The 25668-nt window shown below is 64.3% G+C and carries 13 protein-coding genes; 9 read left to right on the top strand and 4 right to left on the bottom strand.

The window, feature by feature from the left end; genetic code table 11:
• Positions 1–14 precede the first annotated feature (14 nt).
• Positions 15–4529 carry a glutamate synthase large subunit gene (gene gltB / locus C8D82_RS04015; RefSeq protein ID WP_207776062.1) on the bottom strand — a complete coding sequence of 1505 codons (4515 nt, stop codon included), beginning with the start codon at positions 4527–4529 and terminating at the stop codon, positions 15–17.
• Between the two features lie 348 nt (positions 4530–4877).
• On the opposite strand from gltB, the gene C8D82_RS04020 reads away from it, so the two are divergent.
• From C8D82_RS04020 to C8D82_RS21035, 6 genes are all read left to right on the top strand, one after another.
• Complete coding sequence (locus C8D82_RS04020; protein WP_353891152.1) at positions 4878–6926, top strand: glutamine synthetase III family protein; 2049 nt, start codon at positions 4878–4880, stop codon at positions 6924–6926.
• A gap of 146 nt (positions 6927–7072) precedes the next feature.
• The gene (locus C8D82_RS04025) at positions 7073–8860 is read left to right on the top strand and encodes a class II glutamine amidotransferase (RefSeq protein ID WP_116882985.1); all 1788 of its coding nucleotides are present in this window, start codon (positions 7073–7075) and stop codon (positions 8858–8860) included.
• Between the two features lie 29 nt (positions 8861–8889).
• Entirely contained in the window at positions 8890–9990 is a 1101-nt protein-coding gene (gene carA, locus C8D82_RS04030; RefSeq protein ID WP_116882986.1) for a glutamine-hydrolyzing carbamoyl-phosphate synthase small subunit, read from the top strand.
• Between the two features lie 3 nt (positions 9991–9993).
• Positions 9994–11604, top strand: a complete 1611-nt coding sequence (locus C8D82_RS04035) for a CTP synthase (protein ID WP_116882987.1) — start codon at positions 9994–9996, stop codon at positions 11602–11604.
• Positions 11605–11607: 3 nt separating this feature from the next.
• Positions 11608–14874: a carbamoyl-phosphate synthase large subunit gene (carB, locus tag C8D82_RS04040; RefSeq protein WP_116882988.1), complete on the top strand. Its 3267-nt coding sequence runs from the start codon at positions 11608–11610 to the stop codon at positions 14872–14874.
• Between the two features lie 390 nt (positions 14875–15264).
• Positions 15265–15405 carry a hypothetical protein gene (locus tag C8D82_RS21035; RefSeq protein WP_165832817.1) on the top strand — a complete coding sequence of 47 codons (141 nt, stop codon included), beginning with the start codon at positions 15265–15267 and terminating at the stop codon, positions 15403–15405.
• Here C8D82_RS21035 and C8D82_RS04045 read toward each other — a convergent pair.
• From C8D82_RS04045 to C8D82_RS04055, 3 genes are all read right to left on the bottom strand, one after another.
• Positions 15395–16894 (bottom strand): L-fucose/L-arabinose isomerase family protein, encoded by a 1500-nt coding sequence (locus C8D82_RS04045; protein WP_207776063.1) that lies wholly within the window; start codon positions 16892–16894, stop codon positions 15395–15397. The genes C8D82_RS21035 and C8D82_RS04045 overlap by 11 nt on opposite strands.
• 17 nt (positions 16895–16911) lie before the next feature.
• Positions 16912–19365, bottom strand: a complete 2454-nt coding sequence (locus C8D82_RS04050) for a hypothetical protein (protein WP_116882990.1) — start codon at positions 19363–19365, stop codon at positions 16912–16914.
• 133 nt (positions 19366–19498) lie between these two features.
• Complete coding sequence (locus C8D82_RS04055; RefSeq protein WP_116882991.1) at positions 19499–20380, bottom strand: AraC family transcriptional regulator; 882 nt, start codon at positions 20378–20380, stop codon at positions 19499–19501.
• 207 nt (positions 20381–20587) lie between these two features.
• Here C8D82_RS04055 and C8D82_RS04065 point away from each other — a divergent pair, with 207 nt between their 5' ends.
• From C8D82_RS04065 to C8D82_RS04075, 3 genes are read left to right on the top strand one after another with little or no spacing between them, the layout of a single operon-like run.
• Complete coding sequence (locus C8D82_RS04065; protein ID WP_116882993.1) at positions 20588–21676, top strand: substrate-binding domain-containing protein; 1089 nt, start codon at positions 20588–20590, stop codon at positions 21674–21676.
• Positions 21677–21714: 38 nt separating this feature from the next.
• A complete protein-coding gene (locus tag C8D82_RS22065) occupies positions 21715–22830 on the top strand; it encodes a type II secretion system protein (RefSeq protein WP_116882994.1) in 1116 nt (371 codons plus the stop codon).
• A gap of 19 nt (positions 22831–22849) precedes the next feature.
• Positions 22850–25645 (top strand): NEW3 domain-containing protein, encoded by a 2796-nt coding sequence (locus tag C8D82_RS04075; protein WP_165832818.1) that lies wholly within the window; start codon positions 22850–22852, stop codon positions 25643–25645.
• Positions 25646–25668: the final 23 nt, after the last annotated feature.

Here is a 25668-nt window from a genome sequence, read left to right on the forward strand (position 1 = left end):
CTGTCTCCTTATCCTCAATTCATTTCGCCGCGGCGGTCGACGGCCTCGGCGTCCTCGCGGGCCATGCGGCCCAGCGCCTGCCGGTACTCGACCGGGAACACCTTCACGAACTTCGCGCGCTCGTTGGTCCAGTCGTCCAGAATCGCTTTCGCCCGGGGGCTGCCGGTGCGGGCCAGATGTTCGCGCAGCAATCCGGTCAGCTCGGCTTCGTCCTCCGAATCCGGCAGGATGCTCTCAAGGTCCACCGTGCCGACGTTGCAGCGCAGGTCGAAGTCATCGGATTCGTCGTACACGTAGGCGAGGCCGCCGGTCATGCCCGCCGCGAAGTTCACGCCGGTGCGCCCAAGCACCGCCACGCGGCCGCCGGTCATGTATTCGCAGCCGTGGTCGCCGACGCCCTCTACTACGAGGGTCACGCCGGAATTGCGGATCGCGAAGCGTTCGCCCGCCTGCCCGTTGATGAAGATCCGGCCCGAAGTGCCGCCGTAACCGATCACGTTGCCCGCGATCACGTTGGCGCCGGGATCGAACGAGGCCTCCCGATCCGGCCGGATCACGATCACACCGCCCGAAATCCCCTTGCCGACGAAGTCGTTGGCTTCGCCCTCAAGCTCGAATTCGATGCCGGGCGCGAGGAACGCGCCGAAGCTCTGGCCCGCACATCCTTTGAAGCGTACCTTCAACGTGCCGTCGGGCAGCCCCGCCGCACCGCGCCGCGCGACCAGTTCGCCGGAAAGCTCGGTGCCGACGGTGCGGTCCACGTTGCAGACCGCGCACTCCAGCTCCGCCGGAGTTCCGGCGTCGATGTGCGGCAGCAGCGGCGCGAGCAGATGCCGGCGGTCGAAATTCTCCAGCTCCTCCGGGGCGCGGGCCGGATCGAACCGTACCTTGCCCCGGACCACCGGCGTCAGGATTTTGCCGAAGTCGAGACGGCGCGCCTTGTAGAAGTCGATCGCGCGGTTCATTTTCAGCAGGTCGGCGCGGCCGACCGCCTCGTCGATCGAATGCAGTCCGAGACGGGCGAGAATTTCGCGGGTGTCCTCGGCGATGAAGCGCAGGAAGTTTTCGATATACTCCGGCTTGCCGCAGAAGCGTTTGCGCAGCTCCGGGTCCTGCGTCGCGACGCCGACCGGACAGCTGTTCTCGTGGCACTTGCGCATCATCACGCAGCCGAGGCAGACCAGCACCGTGGTCGCGAAGCCGAACTCCTCGGCGCCGAGCAGCGCGCCGATCACCACGTCGCGGCCGGTCTTGAGCTGGCCGTCGACCTGAAGCCTGACCCGGTCGCGCAACTGGTTCAGCACCAGCGTCTGCTGCGCTTCGGCGAGGCCGAGTTCCCACGGCAGCCCGGCGTGTTTGATGCTGGTCAGAGGCGAGGCCCCGGTGCCGCCGTCATGGCCGCTGACCAGCACCACGTCGGCGTGCGCCTTGGCGACGCCCGCGGCGACGGTGCCGACGCCGACCTCCGAAACCAGCTTCACCGACACCCGCGCCGCCGGGTTGGCGTTGCGCAGGTCGTAGATCAGCTGCGCGAGGTCCTCGATCGAATAAATATCATGGTGGGGCGGCGGCGAAATCAAGCTCACATTGGGCATCGAGTGGCGGATGCGCGCGATGAAGGCGTCCACCTTGTGCCCCGGCAGCTGCCCGCCCTCGCCCGGCTTCGCGCCCTGCGCCATCTTGATCTGCAAATCCTTCGCATGGCGCAGATAGTCGATGGTCACGCCGAAGCGGCCGCTGGCGATCTGCTTGATCGCGCTGGTGCGGTTTTCTCCGTTCGGGCCGGGCGTGTAGCGCATGGAGTCCTCGCCGCCCTCGCCGCAGTTGCTCATGCCGCCGAGGCGGTTCATCGCGATCGCGATCGCCTCGTGCGCCTCCGGGCTGAGCGAGCCGAGCGACATCGCCCCGGAGACGAAACGCTTCAGGATCGATTCAACGCTCTCGACCTCGTCCAGCGGGATCGGAGTGGCGGGGGCGAATTCAAAAAGCCCGCGCAAAGTGCACAGGTGCTTCGCCTGGTCGTCGATCAGCTTCGAATAGCGGTTGAACGCCTCGCGGTCGTTGGTGCGGACCGCCTGCCGGAAAGCCGCCAGAGACTCCGGCGTCCACAGGTGATTTTCACCACCCCGGCGGAAGCGGTACTGGCCGCCGTCCGGCAGCAGGTTTTCGCCGCGGCCGAGCGCCGGGGCGGCGGCGGCCTCGCAACGGCGGTTCGCTTCGGCGGCGATTTCGTCGAGGCCGATGCCGCCGATCCGGCTGGCGGTGCCGGGGAAATAGGCGTCGATCACTTCGCGGTTCAGGCCGACCGCCTCGAAAATCTGCCCGGAACGGTAGCTGCGCAGCGTCGAAATGCCCATCTTGGACATCACTTTCAGCAATCCCTTGTCCACCGCGTTGATGTAGTTGCCCGCCGCCGTGACCGGATCGACCGGAATCGCGCCGGAGCAGGCCAGCCCGGTCACGCTTTCCAGCGCGAGATACGGATTCACCGCCGTCGCGCCGAAACCGATCAGCAGCGCGAAGTGCATGATTTCGCGCACCTCGCCGGACTGCACGATCAGCCCGGCCTCAGGGCGCAGCCCGGCGGCGACCAGCGCGCGGTTCACCGCCGCCGTCGCCAGCAGCGACGGGATCGGCACGCACTTTTCCGACACATTGCGGTCGGAGAGCACCAGAATCCGGCAGTTCTCCCGCACCGCCTCGACCGCGTCTCGGGCGAGCTTTTCCAGCGCGAGTTTCAGCACCGCGCCGTCGCCCCCCGCCGGGAACTCCATCGGCAGCACGCGGGACTGGAAATCCTGCCGGCCGACCCGTTCGAGCCTCGCGAGCTCGTCGTCGGTCAGCACCGGGCGGTTCAGCTTGATCAGCCGGGCGTGCGCCGGAGTTTCGGCGAGGATGTTGCCCCGGTTGCCGATGTAGGTGGTCAGGCTCATCACCAGCTCCTCGCGGATCGGGTCGATCGGCGGATTGGTGACCTGCGCGAACAGCTGTTTGAAGTAGTTGAACAGCAACTGCGGCTTGTCCGACAGCACCGCCAGCGCCGCGTCGTTGCCCATCGAACCGACCGGCTCCTTGCCGGCGGCGGCCATCGCCTTGACGATCAATTCGATATCCTCGCGGGTGTAGCCGAAACGCTTCTGCATCGCGACGAGATCGTCCCGCAGCTCCGCCGGGGTGATTTCGGTGAACAGCCCGTGCACCGAAATCTTGTTCTCCTCCACCCAGCGCCGGTAGGGACGGCGGCGGGCGGCGCGGTTCTTAAGTTCGCCGTCGTTGATCAGCCGGTGGTTCTCCAGATCGAGGTAGATCATCTCGCCCGGACGCAGCCGCCCCTTGCGCACCACCTGGTCCGCCGGGAAATCCAGCACGCCGGTTTCGGAGGCCAGCACGAATACGCCGTCTTTGCACAGCGTGTAGCGCGCCGGGCGCAATCCGTTGCGGTCGAGGATCGCGCCCGCATTCACGCCGTCGGAAAACGCGACCGCGGCAGGCCCGTCCCACGGCTCCATCAGCGCCGAATGGTATTCAAAAAAGCCGCGCACGTCGCGTCCGAGGTGGTAGTTTTTACCCCACGCCTGCGGCATCAGCATCAGCATCGCGTGCGACAGCGGGCGGCCGGCGGCGACCAGGAGTTCAAACATATTGTCGAGGCAGGCCGAATCGCTCTGCCCTTCCGGGATCAGCGGCAGCAATTTGCGCATGTCGTCGCCGAACAGTTCGCTGGCGAGGAACGGTTCGCGGGCGCGCAGCTGGTTCAGGTTGCCGCGCAGGGTGTTGATCTCGCCGTTGTGGGCGAGGTAGCGGAACGGATGCGCCAGATTCCACGTCGGGAAAGTATTGGTGCTGTAACGCTGATGAACCAGCGCCAGCGGCGACTTGAAGCGTTCATCGCCGAGGTCAGGATAGAATTTTTCCAGCTGGGTCGCCAGCAGCAGCCCCTTGTAGACGATGCTGCGGCCCGACATGCTGCAGATGTAGCACTCCGGCACGCTCTTTTCGATCAGGCGGCGCATCACATAGAGCTTGCGCTCCAATTCGGCCTGCGAATGGAAAGCGCCGCCGTCGATGAAGAGCTGGCGGATCGCCGGGCACGTTTCCCGCGCCGCCCGCCCGATCTCGCCGGGATTCACCGGCACGTCGCGCCATGCGAGCACCCGGCCCCCCTCGGCGGTGACGACTTCTTCGACGGCGGCTTCCCGGCCCGCTCCGCCGAAGATCATCGCGACGCCGTATTTCCCCGGCTCCGGCAACTTGCCGCCGAGTTCGGCGCGGAAAAACTCATCCGGCAGCGCCAGCAGCAGCCCCGCTCCGTCGCCGGTATCCGGGTCGCCGCCCGCCGCGCCGCGGTGCATCAGCCGCTTCAGGACCGTCATTCCCATCTCGACGATCCGGTGGCTCGGCACATTGTTCAGGTCCGCGACGAGGCCGACGCCGCATGCGTCGTGTTCGTTCGCAAAGCTGTAGAGTCCGGTATCCGGCACCGGCGGCGCTGCAAATCGCTGTTGGGGTTGCTGTCGATTCATTTCCATGGTTTCAGAGCTCCTTCCTCTTTTGGTCCGAAAATATTTTTTGACAGGAAAAGCAAAAAGCGTGCCAAGCTCATTCCGAGGAGGAAAACGCCGTCCCGCTCCTCCCGGTTTTTACAAAATTGTAAACGCCCCGGCCACTCCTTTACAATTTTGTAAAACAATATCTCCCACCTCCCGCTTGTCTCCGCTCATTTTCAAGTTGGCACGGCATTTGCTTAACCGGTGGCAACGGATTTTCGGAATCACCACAAAGGAGAGTTTGCCATGAATAATTTGAATCGTATCCATGCCGTCAACACGGTCGCGGCGCTTCACGCCCCCGTCCCGGAACCTGCCGCTCCCGTCGACATGAGCAGCTACGGCGAAGACGTGTTCAGCGCCGACGTGATGCGCGAATACCTGCCGAAAGCCACCGCCGAAAAGCTGCTCGCGACCATCAACAACGGCGCGCCGCTCGATCCGGCGATCGCCGCCGACGTCGCCCACGCGATGAAGCACTGGGCGCTGGAACGCGGCGCGACCCACTTCACGCACTGGTTTCTGCCGCTGACCGGCACCACCGCCGAAAAACACGACTCCTTCCTCGAAATCAGGAACGGCAAGCCGATCATGGCTTTTTCCGGCAAAAACCTGATCATCAGCGAGCCGGATGCTTCGAGCTTCCCGTCGGGCGGATTGCGCTCCACCTTCGAAGCGCGCGGCTACACCGCGTGGGACCCGACCAGCCCGGCTTTCATCAAGCGGCACGGCAACGGCGCGACCTTGTGCATCCCGACCGCCTTCTGCAGCTACACCGGCGAGGCGCTCGACAAGAAGACCCCGCTGCTGCGCTCGATGCAGGCGCTTTCGGCCTCGGTGAAACGGCTGATGAAGTGCTTCGGCAAGGAAGAGGCGAATGTGAAGATCACCCTCGGCCCCGAGCAGGAGTATTTCCTGATCGACAAGAATTTCTACTACCAGCGCCCCGACCTCGTGCAGACCGGCCGCACCGTGTTCGGCGCGCCCCCGCCGAAGCACCAGCAGCTTGAGGACCACTACTTCGGTTCGATCAAAATGCGCATCCTGAATTTCATGACCGAAGTCGAACAGGAACTCTGGAAGCTCGGCATTCCGGCCAAGACCCGCCACAATGAAGTCGCCCCGGCCCAGTTCGAGCTGGCGCCGATGTTCGAGGAGCTGAACCTCGCCTGCGACCACAACATGCTCGTGATGGAGATCCTGCGCGAAGTCGCCGACCGCAACGGGCTGGTCTGTTTGCTCCACGAAAAGCCTTTCGCGGGCGTCAACGGTTCCGGCAAGCACAACAACTGGTCGCTCGCCTACGGCAGCCAGAACCTGCTCGATCCCGGCACCGATCCGCACCAGAACGCGATCTTCCTGACCGTGCTGACCGCGATCATCGAAGCGATCGACCTGCACAGCGACATGCTGCGCGCCAGCGTGACCGGCGCGGGCAACGACCACCGCCTCGGCGCGAACGAGGCTCCCCCGGCGATCATCTCCATGTACCTCGGCGACCAGCTCGCCGACGTGATCGAGCAGCTCGAAAAGGGCGCCGCGACCTCCTGCCGCCAGGCCGGAACCATGAAGATCGGCGTGGATACGCTGCCGCCGCTGCCCCGCGACGCGACCGACCGCAACCGGACCAGTCCCTTTGCGTTCACCGGCAACAAGTTCGAGTTCCGCGCCCCGGGTTCGAGCCAGTCCTGCTCCGGTCCCAACACGGTGCTCAACACCATCGTCGCCGAATCCATCGACCGGATCAGCGACGAGCTGGAAAAACTCCCGAAAGAGGAGTTCAACACCGGGCTGCAGCATCTCCTTTCGCGGATCATCAGCGCCCACAAGCGGATCATCTTCAACGGCAACGGCTACACCGACGAGTGGAAGGCCGAGGCCGCCCGGCGCGGGCTGCCCAACGCCGCGACCACGATGGACGCGCTGCGCTGCCTGACCAAAGAGGAAAATATCGCAATGTTCGAGAAATACCGCGTCTACAACCGGCGCGAACTCGAATCCCGCTACGAGGTGTTCCTTGAAGATTACCACCGCAAAATCCGCATCGAAGGCGAGATCGCCCTCGAAATCGCCGGCAGCATGGTCCAGCCCGCCGTCGCGAAGGAGTTCGGCATGATCGCCAAAGCTCTGGCCGACGCCAAGGCCGCCGGAATCGCCTCCGGCCTCGCGGGGCTGGAAAAATGCGCCGGGGAACTCGGTTCCGGCCTCGACGAGCTTTCCGTCAAGTGCGAAGCCCTCAGAACCGCCCTCGGCGGCTGTCACGAGGAGATCATCGCCGCGATGAACGACCTGCGGCTCACCGTGGACAAGCTCGAACGGCTCGTCCCCGACGCCAACTGGCCGCTGCCCAAATACCGCGAGATGCTGTTCATTTACTGACACGCCCCGTTTCCCTTCCCGTTCTCCGGCGGCACAAACCACTGCCGGGAGCGGGAAGGTTTTTGAACGGATCGCGGAGCACACCGGTTGGCGGCGGATTCCGCAATCAGTTCAGAATCAGCAAAAGAAAGAATGAAAGAACGGCCATGTCGGATCAGATCAAACATGAGTGCGCGGTGACTTTGCTCCGCCTCCGCCGCGGAGTGGAGTATTTCCAGCGCAAATACGGAACCGCCTATTACGGGTTCCAGAAACTTGCCCTGATGCTGGAGAAACAGCACAACCGGGGGCAGGACGGCGCGGGCATCGCCTGCGTCGGACTCGATCCCGAACCGGGCGTCCCGTGCTACCGGCTGGAAAAGTCCAACCGCCCCCCCTGCCTCGCCGACCTGCTCGAAAAGATCGGTTCGGCCATCCCTCCCCTGCCCGACGAGCCGCTCTCCGGCGACGCGATGAAGCATCTCTACCCCTTCTGCGGCGAACTTTACCTCGGCCACCTGCGCTACGGAACTTTCGGCCGCTCCGGGCTGGAGGCGTGCCACCCCTTCGTGCGCGAAAACGCCTGCCTCGACCGCACGCTGCTGCTGGCCGGCAACTTCAACCTGACCGACACCGCCGAAATCTTCCGCATCCTGCAGGCGACCGGACACCACCCCGCCAGCCGTCAGGACGGCGCGCTGATCCTGCAGCTGATCGGCCATTACCTCGAACAGATGCGCGACCGCCGCCGGCACAACTTCAGCCTCGCCGAAGTGCTGGCCGACGCAATGCGCAACTTCGACGGCGCCTACACCCTCTGCGGACTGCTCGGCAACGGCGAAGCGTTCGCGGTGCGCGATCCCGCCGGCATCCGCCCCGGCTACTACTACTTCGACGACGAAGTGGTCGCGGTCAGCTCCGAACGGCCCGCGATCCAGGCCGCGTTCGACTGCTCCACCGCCGAAGTCGGCGAACTTCCGCCCGGACAGGCGCTGCTGATCTCGCGCGACGCCGAGGTGCGGTTCGAGCAGTGCCTGCCCCGGAAGCCCCTGCGGCGGTGCGTGTTCGAGCGGATCTACTTCTCGCGCGGCAACGACGCCGGAATCCATCAGGAGCGCAAGGCGCTCGGCCGCGCGCTGGTGCCGCAGCTGCTCGAAGCGGTGAACCGCGACTGGGAGAACACGCTCTTTTCCTACATCCCGAACACCGCGCAGATCAGCTTCCACGGCATGCTCGAAGCGCTGCAGGAGGAGTGCTGGCGCGAAACTCCGGCCGGACGCATGCCGAAAGTGCGTTTCGGGCAGATCGCGGTCAAGGATGCGAAGTTCCGCACCTTCATCGCGGACGCGGCGGCGCGGCGCGACTTCTACATGCACATCTACGACGTGACCTACGGGCTGCTGCATCCGGGCTCGGATTCGCTGGTGGTGATCGACGACTCGATCGTGCGCGGCAACACGATGCGCAACGCGATCCTGCCGATCCTCGACCGCCTCGCGCCGCGCCGGATCGTGATCGCGTCGGCCGCTCCGCCGATCCGATACCCGGACTGCTACGGCATCGACATGGCCAGCCTCAGGGAGCTGGTCGCCTTCGAAGCCGCCGTCGACCTGCTCAACATGCACGGCAAGTCCGAATTGCTCGAACGCTGTTACGAGGAGGCCAAACGGCAGCTCTCCGGCCCGGAACCGGAGATGACCAACTGCGTGAAGCCGGTTTACGACGAATTCACCGATGCCGAACTGACCGATGCGATCGCCCGGCGGCTGAAACCGGAGGGGCTGCGCGCGGAACTCACGCTGGTGTTCCAGACCTGCGCGAATCTCGCGAAATGCTGCCCGGACCACCGGGGCGACTGGTATTTCACCGGCGACTATCCGACGCCGGGCGGCTTCCGGGTGGTGAACCGGGCGCTGGTCAACTATATGGAAAAACGCGACGAACGCGCGTATTGAATATTGAAACAACGGGGAAGGAGTTTCAAATGAACCAATGGAAAAAGATGCGGGAGCGGGCCGCTTTCCTCGCCCTCGCCGACGGCGAAATCTTCCGGGGCTGGAGCTTCGGCGCGCCGGTCGACGCGGTCGGGGAAGCGGTGTTCAACACCGGCATGACCGGCTATCAGGAGATCCTCACCGATCCCTCCTACGCCGGCCAGTTCGTGACGCTGACCGCGCCGGAAATCGGCAATTACGGCTGCAATCCGCAGGATGTCGAATCCCGCGGATTGTTTCTGAACGGGCTGGTGATCCACGAGCTGAACGCCCCCTCCAACTTCCGTTCGACCGAATCGCTGGCCGAACTGCTGAAGCGCTCCGGCAAACCGGGTATCGCGGGAATCGATACGCGGAAACTGACCGTCGCGCTCCGCAGCCGGGGCAGCCAGCGCGCCTATCTGCACGTCTCCGGCGAACCGGTCACGGAAGCCGAGGCGGTCGAAAAGGCCCGCGCCTGGGAAGGGCTGGACGGACAGGACTACGCGGCCAGGGTGACCGCCGGCAAACGCTTCGAGTGGAACGACTCCGGCGATTTCCATGTGGTCGCGCTAGACTACGGGATCAAGTACAACATCCTGCGCGGGCTCGCGGCGGCGGGAATGCGCGTAACCGTGCTTCCGGCCCGCAGCACCGCGGCCGGGGTGCTCGCCGAACGGCCGGACGGGGTGTTCCTCTCCAACGGCCCCGCCGACCCGGCGGCGGTCCGGTACGCCGTCGAAATGATCCGCGCCCTTCTCGGCAAGGTGCCGCTGATGGGCATCTGCCTCGGCCACCAGCTGCTCGGGCTGGCGGCGGGAGCGGAGTGCGGACGGCTGAAGTTCGGCCACCACGGCTGCAACCACCCGGTCCGCAACCTCGCGACCGGCGCGGTCGAAATCACTAGCCAGAACCACAACTTCGCCTTGAGTTCCGAACGGCTGCCCTCCTGCCTTGAAGTCACCCATATCAATTTGAACGACAACACGATAGAAGGCATCCGCCACAGATCCGAACCGGCTTTCAGCGTCCAATACCACCCGGAATCCGCGCCGGGGCCGCACGATTCGGGCTATCTTTTCACCCAATTCCGCAACCTTCTGGAGCGTTGAACCATGACCAAGCATATTTTCGTAACCGGAGGCGTGGTTTCCAGCCTCGGCAAAGGGATCACCGGAGCAAGCCTCGCGCTGCTGCTCGAAAAACGCGGCTACCGCGTCGCGATGCAGAAACTCGACCCCTATCTGAACGTCGATCCCGGCACCATGAGCCCCTACCAGCACGGCGAGGTGTTCGTGACCGATGACGGCGCCGAAACCGACCTCGACCTCGGCCACTACGAGCGGCTGGCCGGAGTAAGCTGTTCGCGCGCCAGCAATTACACCTCAGGCCGCATCTACGGCAACGTGATCGCCCGGGAGCGGGCGGGCGGCTACCTCGGCGCGACCGTGCAGGTGATTCCGCACATCACCGACGAGATCAAGCGCGCGATCCGGTCGCTCGACTCCGCCGACACGGATATCGCGATCACCGAAATCGGCGGCACCGCCGGCGATATCGAGTCCCTCCCCTTCCTCGAAGCGGCACGCCAGTTCCGGCTGGAGGCGGGGCGCGACAACGCGATCTTCCTGCACCTGACGCTGGTGCCCTACATCCGGGCCGCGAAGGAGCTGAAAACCAAGCCGTCGCAGCATTCGGTCGCGACGCTGCGCAACATCGGCATCGCGCCGGATCTGCTGGTCTGCCGCACCGAAATCCCGATGGAGCCGGATCACTTCAAAAAGCTGTCGCTCTTCTGCAACGTGCCCGAAGAGTATGTGGTCGAAGAACTTGACGTGCAGAACTCCATCTACGAAGTGCCGCTCGAACTCGCCCGGCAGGAACTGGACGTGAAAACCCTCGACCTGCTCCGGCTCGACCGCCGCACCCTTGATCTGGCGGACTATCTCGCGTGGCTCGACGGTGTGCTCCATCCGACGCGCGAATGCACCATCGCGGTGGTCGGCAAGTACATCAAGCATCAGGACGCCTACAAAAGCATCTACGAGGCATTGAACCACGCCGGGATCGCGAACAACGCGAAAATCCGGTTCCTGAAGGTCGAAGCCGAGGAGCTGGAAAAAGGCGATCCGGCCCTGATCCTGAAGGAGGCCGACGGCATTCTGGTGCCGGGCGGCTTCGGCGGGCGCGGCGTGCCGGGCAAGGTCCGGGCGGTCGAATACGCCCGGACCCGCAAAATCCCGTTTCTCGGCATTTGCCTCGGGATGCAGTGCGCGGTGATCGAATTCGCCCGCAACGTGCTCGGCTGGCAGGATGCGAACAGCACCGAATTCGATCCGGACACCGCCCACGCGGTGATCGACCTGATGGCCGGCCAGCGCGGCGTGACCGAAAAGGGCGGCACGATGCGGCTCGGCTCCTACCCCTGCCGGTTCCGCCCCGGCAGCCGCAGCGCGGAACTTTACGGAGTTTCCGAAACCGGCGAGCGCCACCGCCACCGCTACGAATTCAACCCGGCCTTCCGCGCCCGGCTCGCCGAAGCCGGACTGGCCGCGACCGGGACCAGTCCGGACGACCGGCTGGTCGAAGTCGTCGAACTCGAAGCGGATCATCCCTATTTCATCGGATGCCAGTTTCACCCCGAATTCAAATCGCGCCCCCGCAAGGCCCACCCGCTGTTCAACGGGCTGGTGGCCGCGGCGCTGCAACACCGGCAAGGGAGATAAATCATGCCGAAACGCACAGACATCAGAAAAATCATGCTGATCGGCTCCGGTCCGATCGTGATCGGCCAGGGCTGCGAGTTCGACTACTCCGGCGTGCAGGCCTGCAAAGTCCTGAAACGCGAAGGGTTCGAGGTCGTGCTGGTCAACAGCAATCCGGCCACGATCATGACCGACCCGGAATTCGCAGACCGCACCTACATCGAGCCGCTGACCAGCGACATCCTGCACGAAATCATCCGGCGCGAGCGTCCCGACGCGCTGCTGCCCACCCTCGGCGGCCAGACCGCGCTGAACCTCGCGATGGAGCTGGAAGAAAAGGGAATCCTGCACCGCTATCAGGTCGAACTGATCGGCGCGACCGCCGATGCGATCAGCAAGGCGGAGGACCGGCAGCTCTTCAAGCAGACCATGCAGGGCATCGGGCTTGACCTGCCCCGCTCCGGTTCGGCGCACTCGATGGCGGAGGCGCTGGCGGTCGCGGATGCGATCGGCAGCTGGCCGCTGATCATCCGCCCCGGCTTCACTCTCGGCGGCACCGGCGGCGGCATCGCGCACACCCCGGAGGAGTTCGACGCGATCGTCACACGCGGCCTTGCGGCCAGCCTGAACTCCGAGGTGCTGATCGAAGAATCGCTGCTCGGCTGGAAGGAGTTCGAAATGGAGGTGATGCGCGACAAAAAGGGCAACGCCGTGATCGTCTGTTCGATCGAAAACCTCGATCCGATGGGCGTGCACACCGGCGACTCGATCACCGTCGCGCCGATCCAGACCCTGACCGACGCCGAGTATCAGGCCATGCGCGACGACAGCCTGAAGGTGATGCAATCCATCGGCGTCGAAACCGGCGGTTCGAACGTGCAGTGGGCGGTCAATCCCGAAAACGGGCGGCGGATCATCATCGAGATGAATCCGCGCGTATCGCGTTCCAGTGCACTGGCTTCCAAAGCGACCGGCTTCCCGATCGCGAAGATCGCGGCGCTGCTGGCGGTCGGCTACACGCTCGATGAGCTCCGCAACGACATCACCGGCGAGACGCCGAGCTGCTTCGAGCCGGCGCTCGACTATGTGGTCGTCAAGGTGCCGCGTTTCACCTTCGAGAAATTCCCCGCCGCCGATTCGACGCTCGGCACGCAGATGAAGTCGGTCGGCGAGGCGATGGCAATCGGGCGGAACCTCAAGCAGGCGTTCCAGAAAGCGCTGCGTTCGCTGGAAACCGGCCGGGCCGGTTTCGGAGCGGACGGCAAGGATGAACCGTATGAAGCGATGTCCGACGCGGCAATGGAGGCCGAACTGATCCGCCCCAACGCCGAACGCATCTATGTGCTGCGCGCCGCGATGAAGCGCGGCTGGTCCGAAGAACGGCTCCATGAACTGACCCGGATCGATCCCTATTTCCTGCGCCATCTCGCGGAGCTGGCCGCCTTCGAAGAGGAGATCGCCGCGGCCGGAACGCTCGAAACGCTGGCCGGAGACCTGCCGCTCTTCCGGCAGGCCAGGGAGTTCGGCTACTCTGACCGGCAGATCGCCTTTCTGCTGCACGCAACCGAGTGCGAAGTGCGTGCGGCGCGCCGGCGCGCCGGACTCACCCCGGTCTACGGCACGGTGGACACCTGCGCCGGGGAGTTCGAAGCGAAAACCCCTTACTACTATTCGACCTGCGGCGAATATGACGAACCGGTCCGCGGCTCCGGCGGCAAGAAGAGCATCATGATCCTCGGCGGCGGCCCCAACCGGATCGGACAGGGGATCGAATTCGACTACTGCTGCGTGCACGCGGCCTTCGCGCTGCGCAAGGCGGGCTATGAAGTGGTGATGGTCAACAGCAACCCGGAGACGGTTTCGACCGACTACGATTCCAGCGACAAACTCTATTTCGAACCGCTGACGCTGGAGGATGTGATCGCGGTCTACGAGCGCGAACAATGCGCGGGCGTGATCGTGCAGTTCGGCGGCCAGACCCCGCTGAACCTCGCCCGGCAGCTGGAAGCCGCCGGAGCCAACGTGATCGGCACCAGTCCCGACGACATCGACGCCGCCGAGGACCGGGATTTCTTCAAGCGGCTCTCCGAAAAAATCGGCATCCGCCAGCCGGAATCCGGCATCGCCCATAACGTCGCGGAAGCGGTCGAAATCGCGGACCGGATCGGCTATCCGCTGCTGGTGCGCCCCTCCTTCGTGCTCGGCGGACGCGGCATGGTGATCGTCTACAAGGAGGCCTATCTGCGCAAATACGTGGAAGCGGCCGCTGCGGTCGCGGAAGGCAAGCCGATCCTGATCGACCGGTTCCTCGAAAACGCGGTGGAGCTGGATGTGGACTGCATCAGCGACGGCCGCCGTACCGTGATCGGCGCGATCCTCGAGCACGTCGAACCCGCCGGCATCCACTCCGGCGACTCGGCCAGCGTGATTCCTCCGATGACCCTGTCGGCGGAAATTCAGGAAAAGGTGCGCGCCTATGCGCGGGAATTCGCCCGGGAACTGCACGTATGCGGCCTGATGAATATGCAGCTGGCGGTCAAGGACGGCGAAATCTACATGATCGAAGTCAATCCGCGCGCCTCGCGCACCGTTCCCTTCGTCAGCAAGGCGATCGGCGTGCCGCTGGCGGGCCTCGCTGCGCGCTGCATGGCGGGGGAGACGCTGGACGGACTCGGTTTCACCCGTGAGGTAGAACTGCCCTACACGGCGGTCAAGGAGGCGGTATTCCCCTTCGTGAAATTTCCGGGCGTGGACATCATGCTCAGCCCGGAGATGAAATCGACCGGCGAAGTGATGAGCCTCGATCCCGACCGCGGGCTGGCCTATCTCAAGAGCCAGCTTGCAGCGGGCAGCCGCCTGCCCTATTCCGGCAATGTGTTTCTGTCGGTCCGCGACGAGGACAAGCCGCAGGCGGTGGAACTGGCCCGGCGGCTGGTCAAGCTCGGTTTCGACCTCTACGCGACGCTCGGAACCTCCACTTTGCTGTGGAACCACGGCATCAAGTCGCGCGCGATCTTCCGCATCTCCCGCGGCCGCCCGAACCTGCTGGACCTGATTCAGGAAAAGCAGGTCCAGTGGATCATCAACACCAGTGAAAACGGCGCGGAGGCGATGGTCGACGAGACCCGGATGCGCTCGCAGGCGCTCGCCGCCGGAATCCCCGTCACCACCACGATGGCCGGCATGACCGCCGCAATCGAAGGGCTGACCGACAAGATGGAATTCGGCCGCTTCGAGGTGTGCAGCCTGCAGGAGTACCACCGCCATCTCAAACCGGCCGGGCAGCGCTGAAGAAGCTCCTTCCCGCCCGCCGTCCCCTGCGCCGGATGTTCCGGCGCCATTCCCGAGGGGGCGGCGGGCTTTTTTTGACGGCGATTGAACTGTTGATCGTAATTGCAGTTATCGTCATCCTTGCCGCCCGCTGCTTCCGGCGCTGAACCGGACCCGCGAAACCGCCGGAACGATCACGGCAATTACCTGTTCAGGCTGCGGTTAATTACGAAAAACAGCGCGATCCGGCAGGCCTCGCTGCAATTCACATTGGCTTGTCCCGGCGTCCAGCTTCCGCAGCGGGGGCGGTTTCACGTGACCGGATGACGCCGAATACCGGCCGTTGCCGCAATATGATTTCCCCGCAGCCAAACCGGGAAACGCGCTGGATTTCTCTTTCCTGCAGGAGCCGTGACCGTTCAGGCCCTGTCCGCCGCCGGTGAAACCGTCGGGGAACGACAGCCCAAGCCGCTTCCCGACGGCAAGGCCGTCCTGCATCCGGACAACTTTTTCAAAGGCGGCGTGATGGCCTATGAGCTTCTCATCCGGTGACTTGTAAACCGAAATTTTCCCCAGTGACAATCACGGACTCCACGCCGAATGTGGCGGCGACCCGTTCGATCGCGCGGGCGTGACGGCCGACGCCGAGCGCGAAGTGGTGGGTCGGCCCGGCGAGGCACCACCGTTTCAGGAAGGTGCGCACATCGGGAGCGAACCGGCCGTGCGTGTTGGTGTTTCCGGTCGGCGGGATCGGTCCCGGCACGGATTCGCCTTCGGCGATCACGAACCTGAACTTTCCCGACGCATTCACGCCGATGCTCAGCATCGTGATCGGCCCGGTCCTGATGTTGAACTCCACGCCCGCGCCCGCCCCCGGCTTGCCGTGATACTTTTTCAGGCTGCGCAGCACCGGGCGGCGGTCCGCGATGTTCAGATGGTGCGGCCCGTCATGGCCGACCAGCACGGTATCCCGTTCAAAATCAACCGGATGGAATTCCGCAAAGCTGCCGCCGATCTCCAGCCGGTCCATAATCAGCATCGCCACGCAGGTCTTGAGGTCGAATTCGCCGCACATCGGGAAACCCGCCCCGGTCAGCAAAGAGTTGCCGACGATGAAGTTCGTGACCAGCTTGCGCAGCTCCGAACCCGGTTCGCCCTCGTAATAGTATGCGAAACCGTCGAGCTTCCGGCGGTCGATGAACCGTTCCAGCGCGACCGCCGCGCGCGACGCCAGCAGCAGATCCGCTTCTGTCAGCCGGGCGGTCAGCGGGTCGCCGACCGGCTCGGGAGTGTCGAAGAACTCCAGAATCCGCCGCGACATCGCCGCCACCGCCGGGTCGTCCGCCGCCAGCGGCGCGAACTCCCGCATGATCTCATCCGGTTCACACGGCACCGCGTGACAGCCGAAGGCGGCGGTCAGCGCGGCCGGATCGGTCTGCATATCCAGCATCGTCTCCAGCACCCGGCCCATGTAGCCGATCCGGGCACGGGCAAGATCGTGCCGGACATGGGCGATGCGGCACCATTCGGCCAGCGCCGCGTCCGCCGCCGGATCGCCGTCGAGCCGCCCGATGATCACATCCGCGACGGGGCGCCCCATCCGGACCGCCACCCCGGTGAACTCCGGCACCGAACAGAGGTCGTCGTTGCAGAGCTGCATGAAAGTCGTCGCATTCGGATAATCCAATGCCGCCTCCGGCTGCAGCGCAACCAGCACCACCGGAACCGTCAGTTTGCGCACGATCGCCGCGAACGTCGCGCTGGTCGCGTAAGTGACCATATCCACAAACAGCACATCCGGTTGCGCCGCCTCGATTTCCGGCAGCGCCGCATACGCCTTTTCGGCCCGGTCGATCATCCCGAAATCGCGGACGACCACCTGATTGGCGCACAGCTTTTCGCAGAGGCGCACGCTTTTGGCGCGCATCCTCTCAAGCAGGCCGGGAAACTGTTCCCAGTAGGTATCCAGCCCGACCGACATCACCCCGACCGTCGCTGTGAGCGGTTTGCGGCGGGCAACCTGCAACAGATTCATTTCCATAGCTTCTCCTGTTGTTTTCACCATGCGAAGCGGAGCGTTCCATTGACGTTCCTGACCACCGCGCAGCGGCCGTGCGGGGTATCCTCCCATTCGACCGGCAGCAGCGCCTCGCTGAGCAGATTCCAACGGTCTTCCGGGGGCGGATTCACAACCTCCAGCGTCGCTTCGCACCCTTCCGGCGGGAAGAAACGCACCTCGGCGTCCCGGAATCCGGCATACTGCATTCTTCCCTTCACTCCGGCATACTCCGCCCACATCGTCTTGCAGCCGATCACCGCATCCTGCCGCTGCCGCACGAAACAGCGGCAGGCCCGGTGCATGCATTTGCCGGGATGCCACAGCGCGTCGCCGCCGCAGAGCCGGGTCTCCATCTCGTCCGGCACCGGCGCGCCGAACGGCGTATTGAGCCGCATTTCCGCCGTGGTGTCCGGCGCGAACACCGACCAGCAGAATGCATTGTCATGGCGCGACAGGTTGATCCGGGGCAGCAGCGTATCCGCCCCGAAGCCGGTAAAACGCAGCTTCCAGCCGAACTCCGCCAGCGCCAGCCGCATCAGCCGTTCCGCCGGAAACGCCTCCGACGGCGGCAGCAGGTCGAGGTGACGCCCCGGCTTCACTTCGGAGTCGCACGGAGTCAGCGCACGCACGAAACCGAGCCTTGAACCGTTTTCAAGCGTCCGCACCGACGCGAGCAGCCGACGCGCTCCATCCCGTACCGCCGATGCCAGTTCCACCGCTCCAGCTTCCGGCTTCAGCACCGCCGCCAGCCCTCCGGCGTTGAACTGTTCCACTACCGGGAGCGAAGCGGCGGGGGCGCCGGTTTCGCAACGATCCTGTTCCATCGCGAGCCGCACCGTGACCTCCCCGGCCACCGGTTCGGCCAGAGCGATTCCAAGCCATTCGCGCAGTTCCGGCAGCGCGTGGGCCGCCGCTCCGTAGAACAGGCACTCCGCCCCGGCGGCGGCCGCCTGCCGCAATGCCGCGAGATTCTCCGGCGTCACGCCCGACAGCGGCACGGCCAGCACACAGCCCGCGAACAGCTCCGGGCGCTCCGCCGCCAGCTTGCGGAAGTTCCCGGTCGAAACCACGGTATTCAGCGGCAGCCCGTTCTGGATCGCCGCGCCGAGATACCACTCCTCCGCGAACACCGGCGCCGGGCGCGCCCCCTCCCCTGCCCCGGCGACCGTCCGGTCGTATTCGTCGAAGGGGTAAACCCAGAGCAGCGGCGCGAGCCGGTCCGGTCCGTGATCGAGCGCGTCCAGCAGATGCGGGATCACCTCCTGCGGCACCTGATCGGGCATTGCGCCCTCGGAATCGTCCGCCGACAGCAGCGCCACGCTCGACGGGGTTTCGATTTTCCCCGACGCGCCGAGCCGTCCGATCGACAGCGGCAGATAGATGTCCCACGGTTCGCGGCCGTAGCGGTCCAGCCACGGGCTGTTGCGGAACCACGGATCGTGGATGTAGAAGCGGAACGGAAACTCCCCGCCCGGCGCCTCCGCGACATGACTCATCCACGCCGCCAGCTCCACGCCGGTGTTGAAGTTCAGCGCCGCCCACGGCGAATTGACCGGCGGCGCAATCCGGTAACGGCGGTAGATTTCGCCGAGCGGGCAGCCGTCGGTCGCCATCTCCAGCCCCGCCGAAAAGTTGCTGCCGCGCGTTTCGACCGGAATATCGCCGGCATTGCGGGTGAACTCCTCCCAGAAGCGGAGCATCGCGGCGGCAGCTTCCGGCGCTTTTTCCGGGCGGAACTCCTTCTTGTCGAACAAGCTCCCGGTGATCCCCCACGTTTCCGCGCCGAAGCCCATCCCGTTCGAGAGCCAGATGTAGTCATAGCCGAGGTCATGCGCGAAACAGCGGAGCTGCCGCCCCAGAAACGCGCCGAGCGGCGTCCCCTCCGGAATCCCCTCCGGGAAACCGGCGTAAGGCTGCGGATCGGCGCGCAGCGCCGCGGTGCAGACCACGAAACTGTGCGGATACAAAGTGTGCGCCTGCGCGATTTCGGGATGTTTGCGGTATTTGAACGCCGACACCGCGAATTCGGGGCCGTTGTCGAAGGTCGCGCCGATCCGGACCGGTTTTCCACCGATTTCGGCTCCGGTTTCGCGGAGCACCGCGATCAGCCGCTTCAGCCAGCCATAGGTGCGCGGCGCGGCGTCGGGGCGAAACTTCACCGGCCTCAGGTGGGTATTTTTCCACGCCCGCTCCGAAAGACCGGCGGGAGGATTCGGATCGGGATTGGCGACGCCGTACCAGTAATTCCACTCCAGCGGCGCTTCGGGATTCCCGGTGTATTCAAGGATTTCGCTGCCGTCGGCGATCCACAGCAGCACCGAAATCCGTTCGGCCCGGTCGGTCAGCGGCTTCCACTGGGTGAACAGCTTCCGCGCCACCCGCCGGAGTTCGGCGTCGCTGTCGTCGCGGAACGGCTTTGCGCTCAGTTCGAGCGTCACATTCTTCAATTGCATGGCTACCTCGCGTGGTTGATGATACGCCATATAGTATAGCAGAAAAAATATGGAAGAATTGGACGGCGGAACGCGGGGCGGACGATTCCGTGAAAAAGTTTACTCCAGTCCAAACAATTCTCCGCCCGCCCCGTCAGCCGCGCAACCGTCCCGGCGCGCAGCCGTAGCGCGCCCGGAACAACCGGTAGAAGTAGCTCAAATCGTTGAAACCGCAGCCGTAACAGACCTCCGAAACCGTGCGTTCCGGGTGTTCGAGCAACTGCCGGTACGCGGCGGTCAACCGGCAGTCGCGCAGCGCATCGCCGAGACTCATCCCGTACGTGCGCGAAAAAACCCGGTGGAGATACTGGCGGCTCACGCCGAACCGCGCCGCCAGCGCCGCCGGCTCGAAAGGTTCACTATGGTGCTCGCGGAGGAAGTCGGCGGCCTGTTCCGCGACCGCCCGCCCCCGGCTGCGGCGGATCTTGCGGTCGCTCTGCCGGGCGATCCGGCACAGCAGTTCGAGCAGCTGGAGGCGGATCACCGAACGGTAGTTCGCCTGCGCCTGGTTGAACTCGCGCAGCATCGCCCGGACCAGCGCGGCGATGGACTGGTCCGCCTTCTGGATATAGAGCCGTTCGCGCTGCTCGCGCCCGACCTCCGGCTTCCGGGCGGGGTCGAAAATGCGCATGAAATCGGGATAGTCCGCCAGAAACGGCGCGCCGAACGCGATCAACTCCGGCAGAAAGAGGATGTTGCAGATTTCGATCTCCGAATCGCCCGCCAGTTCGAAGCGGGTCACGTCGTCGGGATGGATCACGAACAGGGTATCCGGCCGCAGTGCGTACCCGACGCCGTCGATCACCTCCGCGCCGCAGCCGGAGAGTACGTAGATGATCTTCCAGAAATTCCGGCAGTACTGGAACGGATGGCTCTCCGGCGTATGGCGCACCGTGAAGATGCTGAAGTGGAAATCCCCGCCCCAGAACCGGTTTGAAGTCAGCCTCACTGTCGGCAGTTCCGCCGGATGCGCCATCGTATCATGCTCCTGTTGTGTCCGTCCCGGATAGTATACTCCGCCAATCCGGCAAATGCAACCGCTTTTTCCCCGCCGCAGCCGGTCTGTTGCGGCTCTTTACCGTTTTTTTCCGAAAAAAACAGCACTCCCCCCTTGACAAATCGACTGAAATCGGTCATAATATCAATATAGTTCTTTTGTGGAAGTAAAAACGGAAGATGACCCATGTCCCGAAAATACGATGAAATCAAAGCATTCCTGAAAGCGGAAGCACTGAAACCGGAGTCGCGCCTCCGGATGCCGACCATTGCCGAACTGATGCGGCGGTTCCACGCCTCGCAGTCTCCGGTCAGCCGGGCGGTGCACGACCTCGAAAAGGAGGGTGTCCTGTACTGCCGCCGGGGGACCGGGATCGTCAGCCGCTCCGGGGCCGCGCCGTTTACAGTCCGTCCCCCGGCGGAGGAGGCCGGGCGCGGCAACGTCGCATTCCTGTGCGTGGACTACTTCGCCAGCACGATCTGGCAGATGGAACACACCCTGAACGCCTATGCCCGGCAGCTGGGTTTCACCGCGCGGAACTACCGGCTGCAGCGCGACAGCGACCGCTCCGGCCTGCTCCGCGACGTGGCCCGCACGGAAAACCTGCGCGGCGTGGTGCTGATGTCCTCCGCCGATCATCTCGAAGACGGAGTGCTCGAACAGCTCGGCGCCTTCCCCTGCCCCGCAGTGATCCTCGACAGCTATTTCACCTACGACGAACTGCCGGACAACGTATCGCTGCTGCTTCCGGACGCCCGCGCCAACGGGCAAAGCTGCATCCGCTGCTTCCGCGACAAGGGACACCGGCGGATCGGCTTCATCCGCGCCGTTCCGGACGGGACGATTCCGCAGCAGATGATCGCGGGCGCCCAGGAGGCCGCCGCCGAATCCGGCATCGAACTGACCCTGCTTTCCGGCGCGATCAAATCGTGGGAGAGCAGCCGCGAGGCGAGCCGCAAAGTCACCCTCGACTCTCTCGGCGAAATCCGCGAACGCGAACTCACCGGACTGATCTACATCGGGTCAGCGGGCGCATTCGCGGGGCGGCGGGTGCTGTGGGAGCACGGCATCCGCGTCCCGGAGGAGGTCGGCATCCTCGCCCACGGCGACGATCCGATCCTGCAGGACTGTACGCCCGCGCTGTCCAGCACCCGGACCGATTTCACCGCGATGAGCCGCGACGCGCTCGACATCCTCGCGGGGAACCTGCCCCGGCAGCGCGAACGCAGATACCCGGCGGTCATAGTCGACCGGGAAAGCATTCCGCATAAATAAGTCAAGTCACCGGCACACAAGATAAAGGAGCCTCCCCCATGAATCCCACTCGAACCGCACACATCATACCTCCGCCTTCCCCCGCAGCTCCGTTGAGGACGGCATGTCTCCAATTTACGCTGCTTGAGCTGCTCGTGAATATTATTTATAAAATATGCAATCGGTCTCCATATGCCGCTCTGCGGGAAAGAGAGGGGTTCGGGGGAGAGAAAGCGGCGACTTGCGCCGCGTCTCTCCCCGTACCAAACATCCTCAACTTTTCACATATTCCCCGCAAGCTCTCACGCCTTGGCCAATGCTCTGCAAGCGGCAAGTCGGAGCAAAAACATGAAGTTGTTTTTCCGCAGAAAAGCGGGAAGACAACTTCACGTTATTGCGGATCTTCCTTCCCCGCCGGCCGACCGCGCCTCCGCCTGTCGACCGCCCCGTACCCGGCACCGGCACCTTGCCGGACGCAGGGGGCGCGGCACGAGGCGGATACGCCCCCCGCATACCGCCGCTTAAGGCCGACTACCGCAAGATTTACGCTGATTGAGCTGCTCGTGGTAGTGGCAATCATTGCGATTCTCGCCGGGATGCTGCTGCCGGCTCTCAACAAGGCGCGGATGCACGCGCAGCAGAGCAACTGCGCCGCCAACCAGAAACAGGTGATGGCCGGAATCCTGATGTATGCCGGGGACTTCGGCGACAACACGCCGCCGCTGAATCTCGCCGTCAGTTTCACCGGCACCAACCCGTCGCGCAACAACAACTGGTGGACAAATCTGCTGGTGCGCGGCAACTACCTGCCGGCCCCCAAAAGCTGGGAGAGCGAGGCCGGAGGCAAAAGCCGGACCGGAGTTTTCATCTGTCCATCCGCCGTCTCCGAATCCGGGCAATTCGGCATCTACGCCAGCCAGACCTACGGAGTCGGCTACAACCATTCGCTCAAGCTCTCCCGCATCAAAGACGCCTCCGCCCGGGTGCTCGTCGGCGATACCCGCGGCAGCATTTCGTTTTATTCCCCCCTGGCGACCCCGTGGAGCATCACGCTTGCCCAGAGCTTTTCGGACCGGCATGCCGGCGGAGCGATCGGCGGCTTCTGCGACGGCCATGTCGAATACCGCAAATACACCAGCTGGCTCGCCGCCGACCGCGACTGTTTCGGCCGCTGAACGATCAGGAGATTCCGCCATGCACAAGTTTGCATTCCTTTTTATCATTTTTGCTGTTTTCTGCGGCAATGCCGCCGAACCGAAGTTTTATCAGGGCAAGGATTACCAACTGGACTACAGCCGGAGCATCGCCGTCTCCATCCGGCAGCCGGACGGCACGTTCGCCCCTTTTCTGAGCCGGATCAGTTTCGATGCGGCGGACAAGGATTGGAATTTTTTCTTCCGCACCGGCGGCTTCCAGGCGGTGGAGACGGAACGCCGGCCCGAATGTGACGTGATCCGGTTTGAATACCGCTTCACCGGCCCGCAGGCCGGGCGGGTCGCCCTCACCGGCGTGATCGAAGCGTATCCGGAGTGGCTCAAGATCAGTTTCGACGGCCGCTACCGGGGAGATATGAAGGAGATTTTCCGGCAGCGGCTCATCTTCTCGTATCCCCGGGAGGAGCTGCGGCTGCTCGGCTCCGCTGCCGACAACGGGCCGGAAGGAGGCAGTTGCGGACTGCGGCTGGAATCCGATCCTCCTTTGCAGCTCTCCTACAACCGCAAACAGAAAAACAGCTCCACCCGGCTGGAGTGGCCCGGAAAGGACGGCGAACACCGCCTGAATCTGGTGCTTGCCCTGACCCCGTATTGCGGCAGGCCGCCGGTGTTCAGCCGCCTGTCGAAGCAGCCGGTGCAGGCCCGTTTTGAATTTCAGCGTTACTGCAACGTGATCCTCGACGGCGACCGGCGCGAGGCGGTGTTCCGGCTGCTGAACCGGACCGGCCGCCCGCTGAAGCTGGACACCCGCTTCGAGATCCGCGACCACCGCGGCGAACCGGTCGCCTCCCCCGCACTGAAACTGGCGGCGGAGCCGGGCAAAGCGACGGAGCAGGCCGTTCCCCTGCCGGTCGACCGCTACGGCTACTTCGAGCTGCGGCTCGACCTGCCGGATGCCGCTCCGCTGCGCCAGAGCTTCTGTATCCTGCCCCCGACGGAACGGAAGTTCAAAAAAGGCTCGATCTTCGGCGGCATCCTCTACCCCTGGAACCGCAAGACCGTCGAAAAGCTCGACCTGATGGAGTGGATCGGCATGAGCATGATCCGCCGCGCCTGGCCGGTCCTGCCGGAAGGAGCCGCCATGCCCGCCCTGCCGGAAAGCGGCGTCTACACGCCGGAACAGGCGGCGGCATACCTGCGCGAGCAGGCCGTCCGGCAGCTCGAACCGGTGCCGTCGGCCGCCGAAAGCCTGCGGATGCCTCCCGGCACCTTCCGGCTGACCGAAGCCGCCAACGAGGTGAACGCCCGCCGATTGCCCGTCGATTTCGCCGAGGAGATGAAGATCGAATACGTAAAACTCAAACAGCACGATCCGGCGCTGCAGGTCGGTTCCAGCGGCATCGCCGGAGTGGACATCCACTGGCTTGAGGAGTTCCAGCAGAACGGAGCGTGGGATTATATGGATGCGCTCTTTGTGCATTTGCACTGCTTTCCCCGCGCCCCCGAGGTCAACAACACCATGACCCGCGAATTCTGGCTGCACGACCGGGTCACGCTGCTGCGCGGCCTGATGGACCGCTTCGGAGCCAAGCCGGTGTACGACAGCGAAAACGGCTACCTGACGCGCTATCCGGACCGCCGCGTGGAAAAGTACCCGCTGCGCTCGGTTTCGGAGAGCGGCATCGCGGCGGCCTTCATGGTCCGCAGCTATCTGCAGGCCCTCGCCTACGGACTCTCCAACAAGATGTGGTTCACCGTCGACAGCTACGGCGGCTTCGGAATCACCGAATACGGCCAGCCGCGCCCGGCCTACCCGGCTTACGCGGCGATGACCCGGCTGCTTGACGGCGCCAGATACGCCGGGGAACTGCTGTCGCCGGGACGGATTTCCAATGCGATGGACCGCGACGCGGAATTCAGCCGCTCCTGGTTCGGGCAGGCCACGCCGGGGCTGGAAAAGGAGCTGCTCGCCGCCGACCGCGAAACCGTCGAAAGCAGCCGGAACCCGGAATTGAAACCCTATGTCTACATCCGCGCCTTCCGCACCCCGGAGAACCGCCCGCTGCTGGCCTGCTGGGCCACCCTCTACCGGCAGAAGGTCGAAGCCGAAGCGATCGACACCCCGGCATGGCAAGACCAGAAGCCGGGAACCTCGCTGTTGTGGAACGGTTTTCCGGCGGAACGGGAACCGGAGCCGCTGCCGGTTCGTTTCCGGGTCGGCGTTCCCGAGGTTGAAGTCGCGGACCTGATGGGCAACCGGCGCAAAGTCAGAACCGACAACGGCTTCCTGACCCTCCGGCTCGACGACTACCCGCAATTCGTGCTGGGAGCCGCCCCGGAGCTGCTGCGGGAGGCGGAGCATTTCAGCCTGAACCTCTTTCCGGCGGAGTTCCAGCCGAACGACAAGTGGAAAACCCTGATTCAGGCGGTACTTCCGGCGGAAAAGAAGCATCCGGCCCGCAAATCCGTTTTCGACAAGCCGAACCTTTCCGCGACCTTGAAGGCCGGAGAGCCCTATCCGGTCCACCTCCGGCTCACCAACCTCGGCAGTGAAACGGAACGGGGCACAGCCTCGCTTCAACTACCCGAAAACTGGAAGTGTGAACCGCAATCAATTCCGTTCACCATCGCCCCCGGAGAAGAAAAGAAGATCGTGGCGACCTTCCATGTAACTCCCAGCGGAGAAAGCGCCAAAGCGCAGATCACCGGCGTCGTCGCATCCGCCCGTCAGGGGCGCATCGCCGACTCCGTGATGAATGTCGGAGTTTCCTCTTCGCAAAACGACTCCCGGAAGGACATGATTGATAAACCTAAGAAAGGGCAGACAAGATATTGATTCTTCCTCAGAAAAGGCGTATA

The sequence above is a fragment of the Victivallis vadensis genome, assembly GCF_003096415.1.
Lineage (GTDB): Bacteria > Verrucomicrobiota > Lentisphaeria > Victivallales > Victivallaceae > Victivallis > Victivallis vadensis.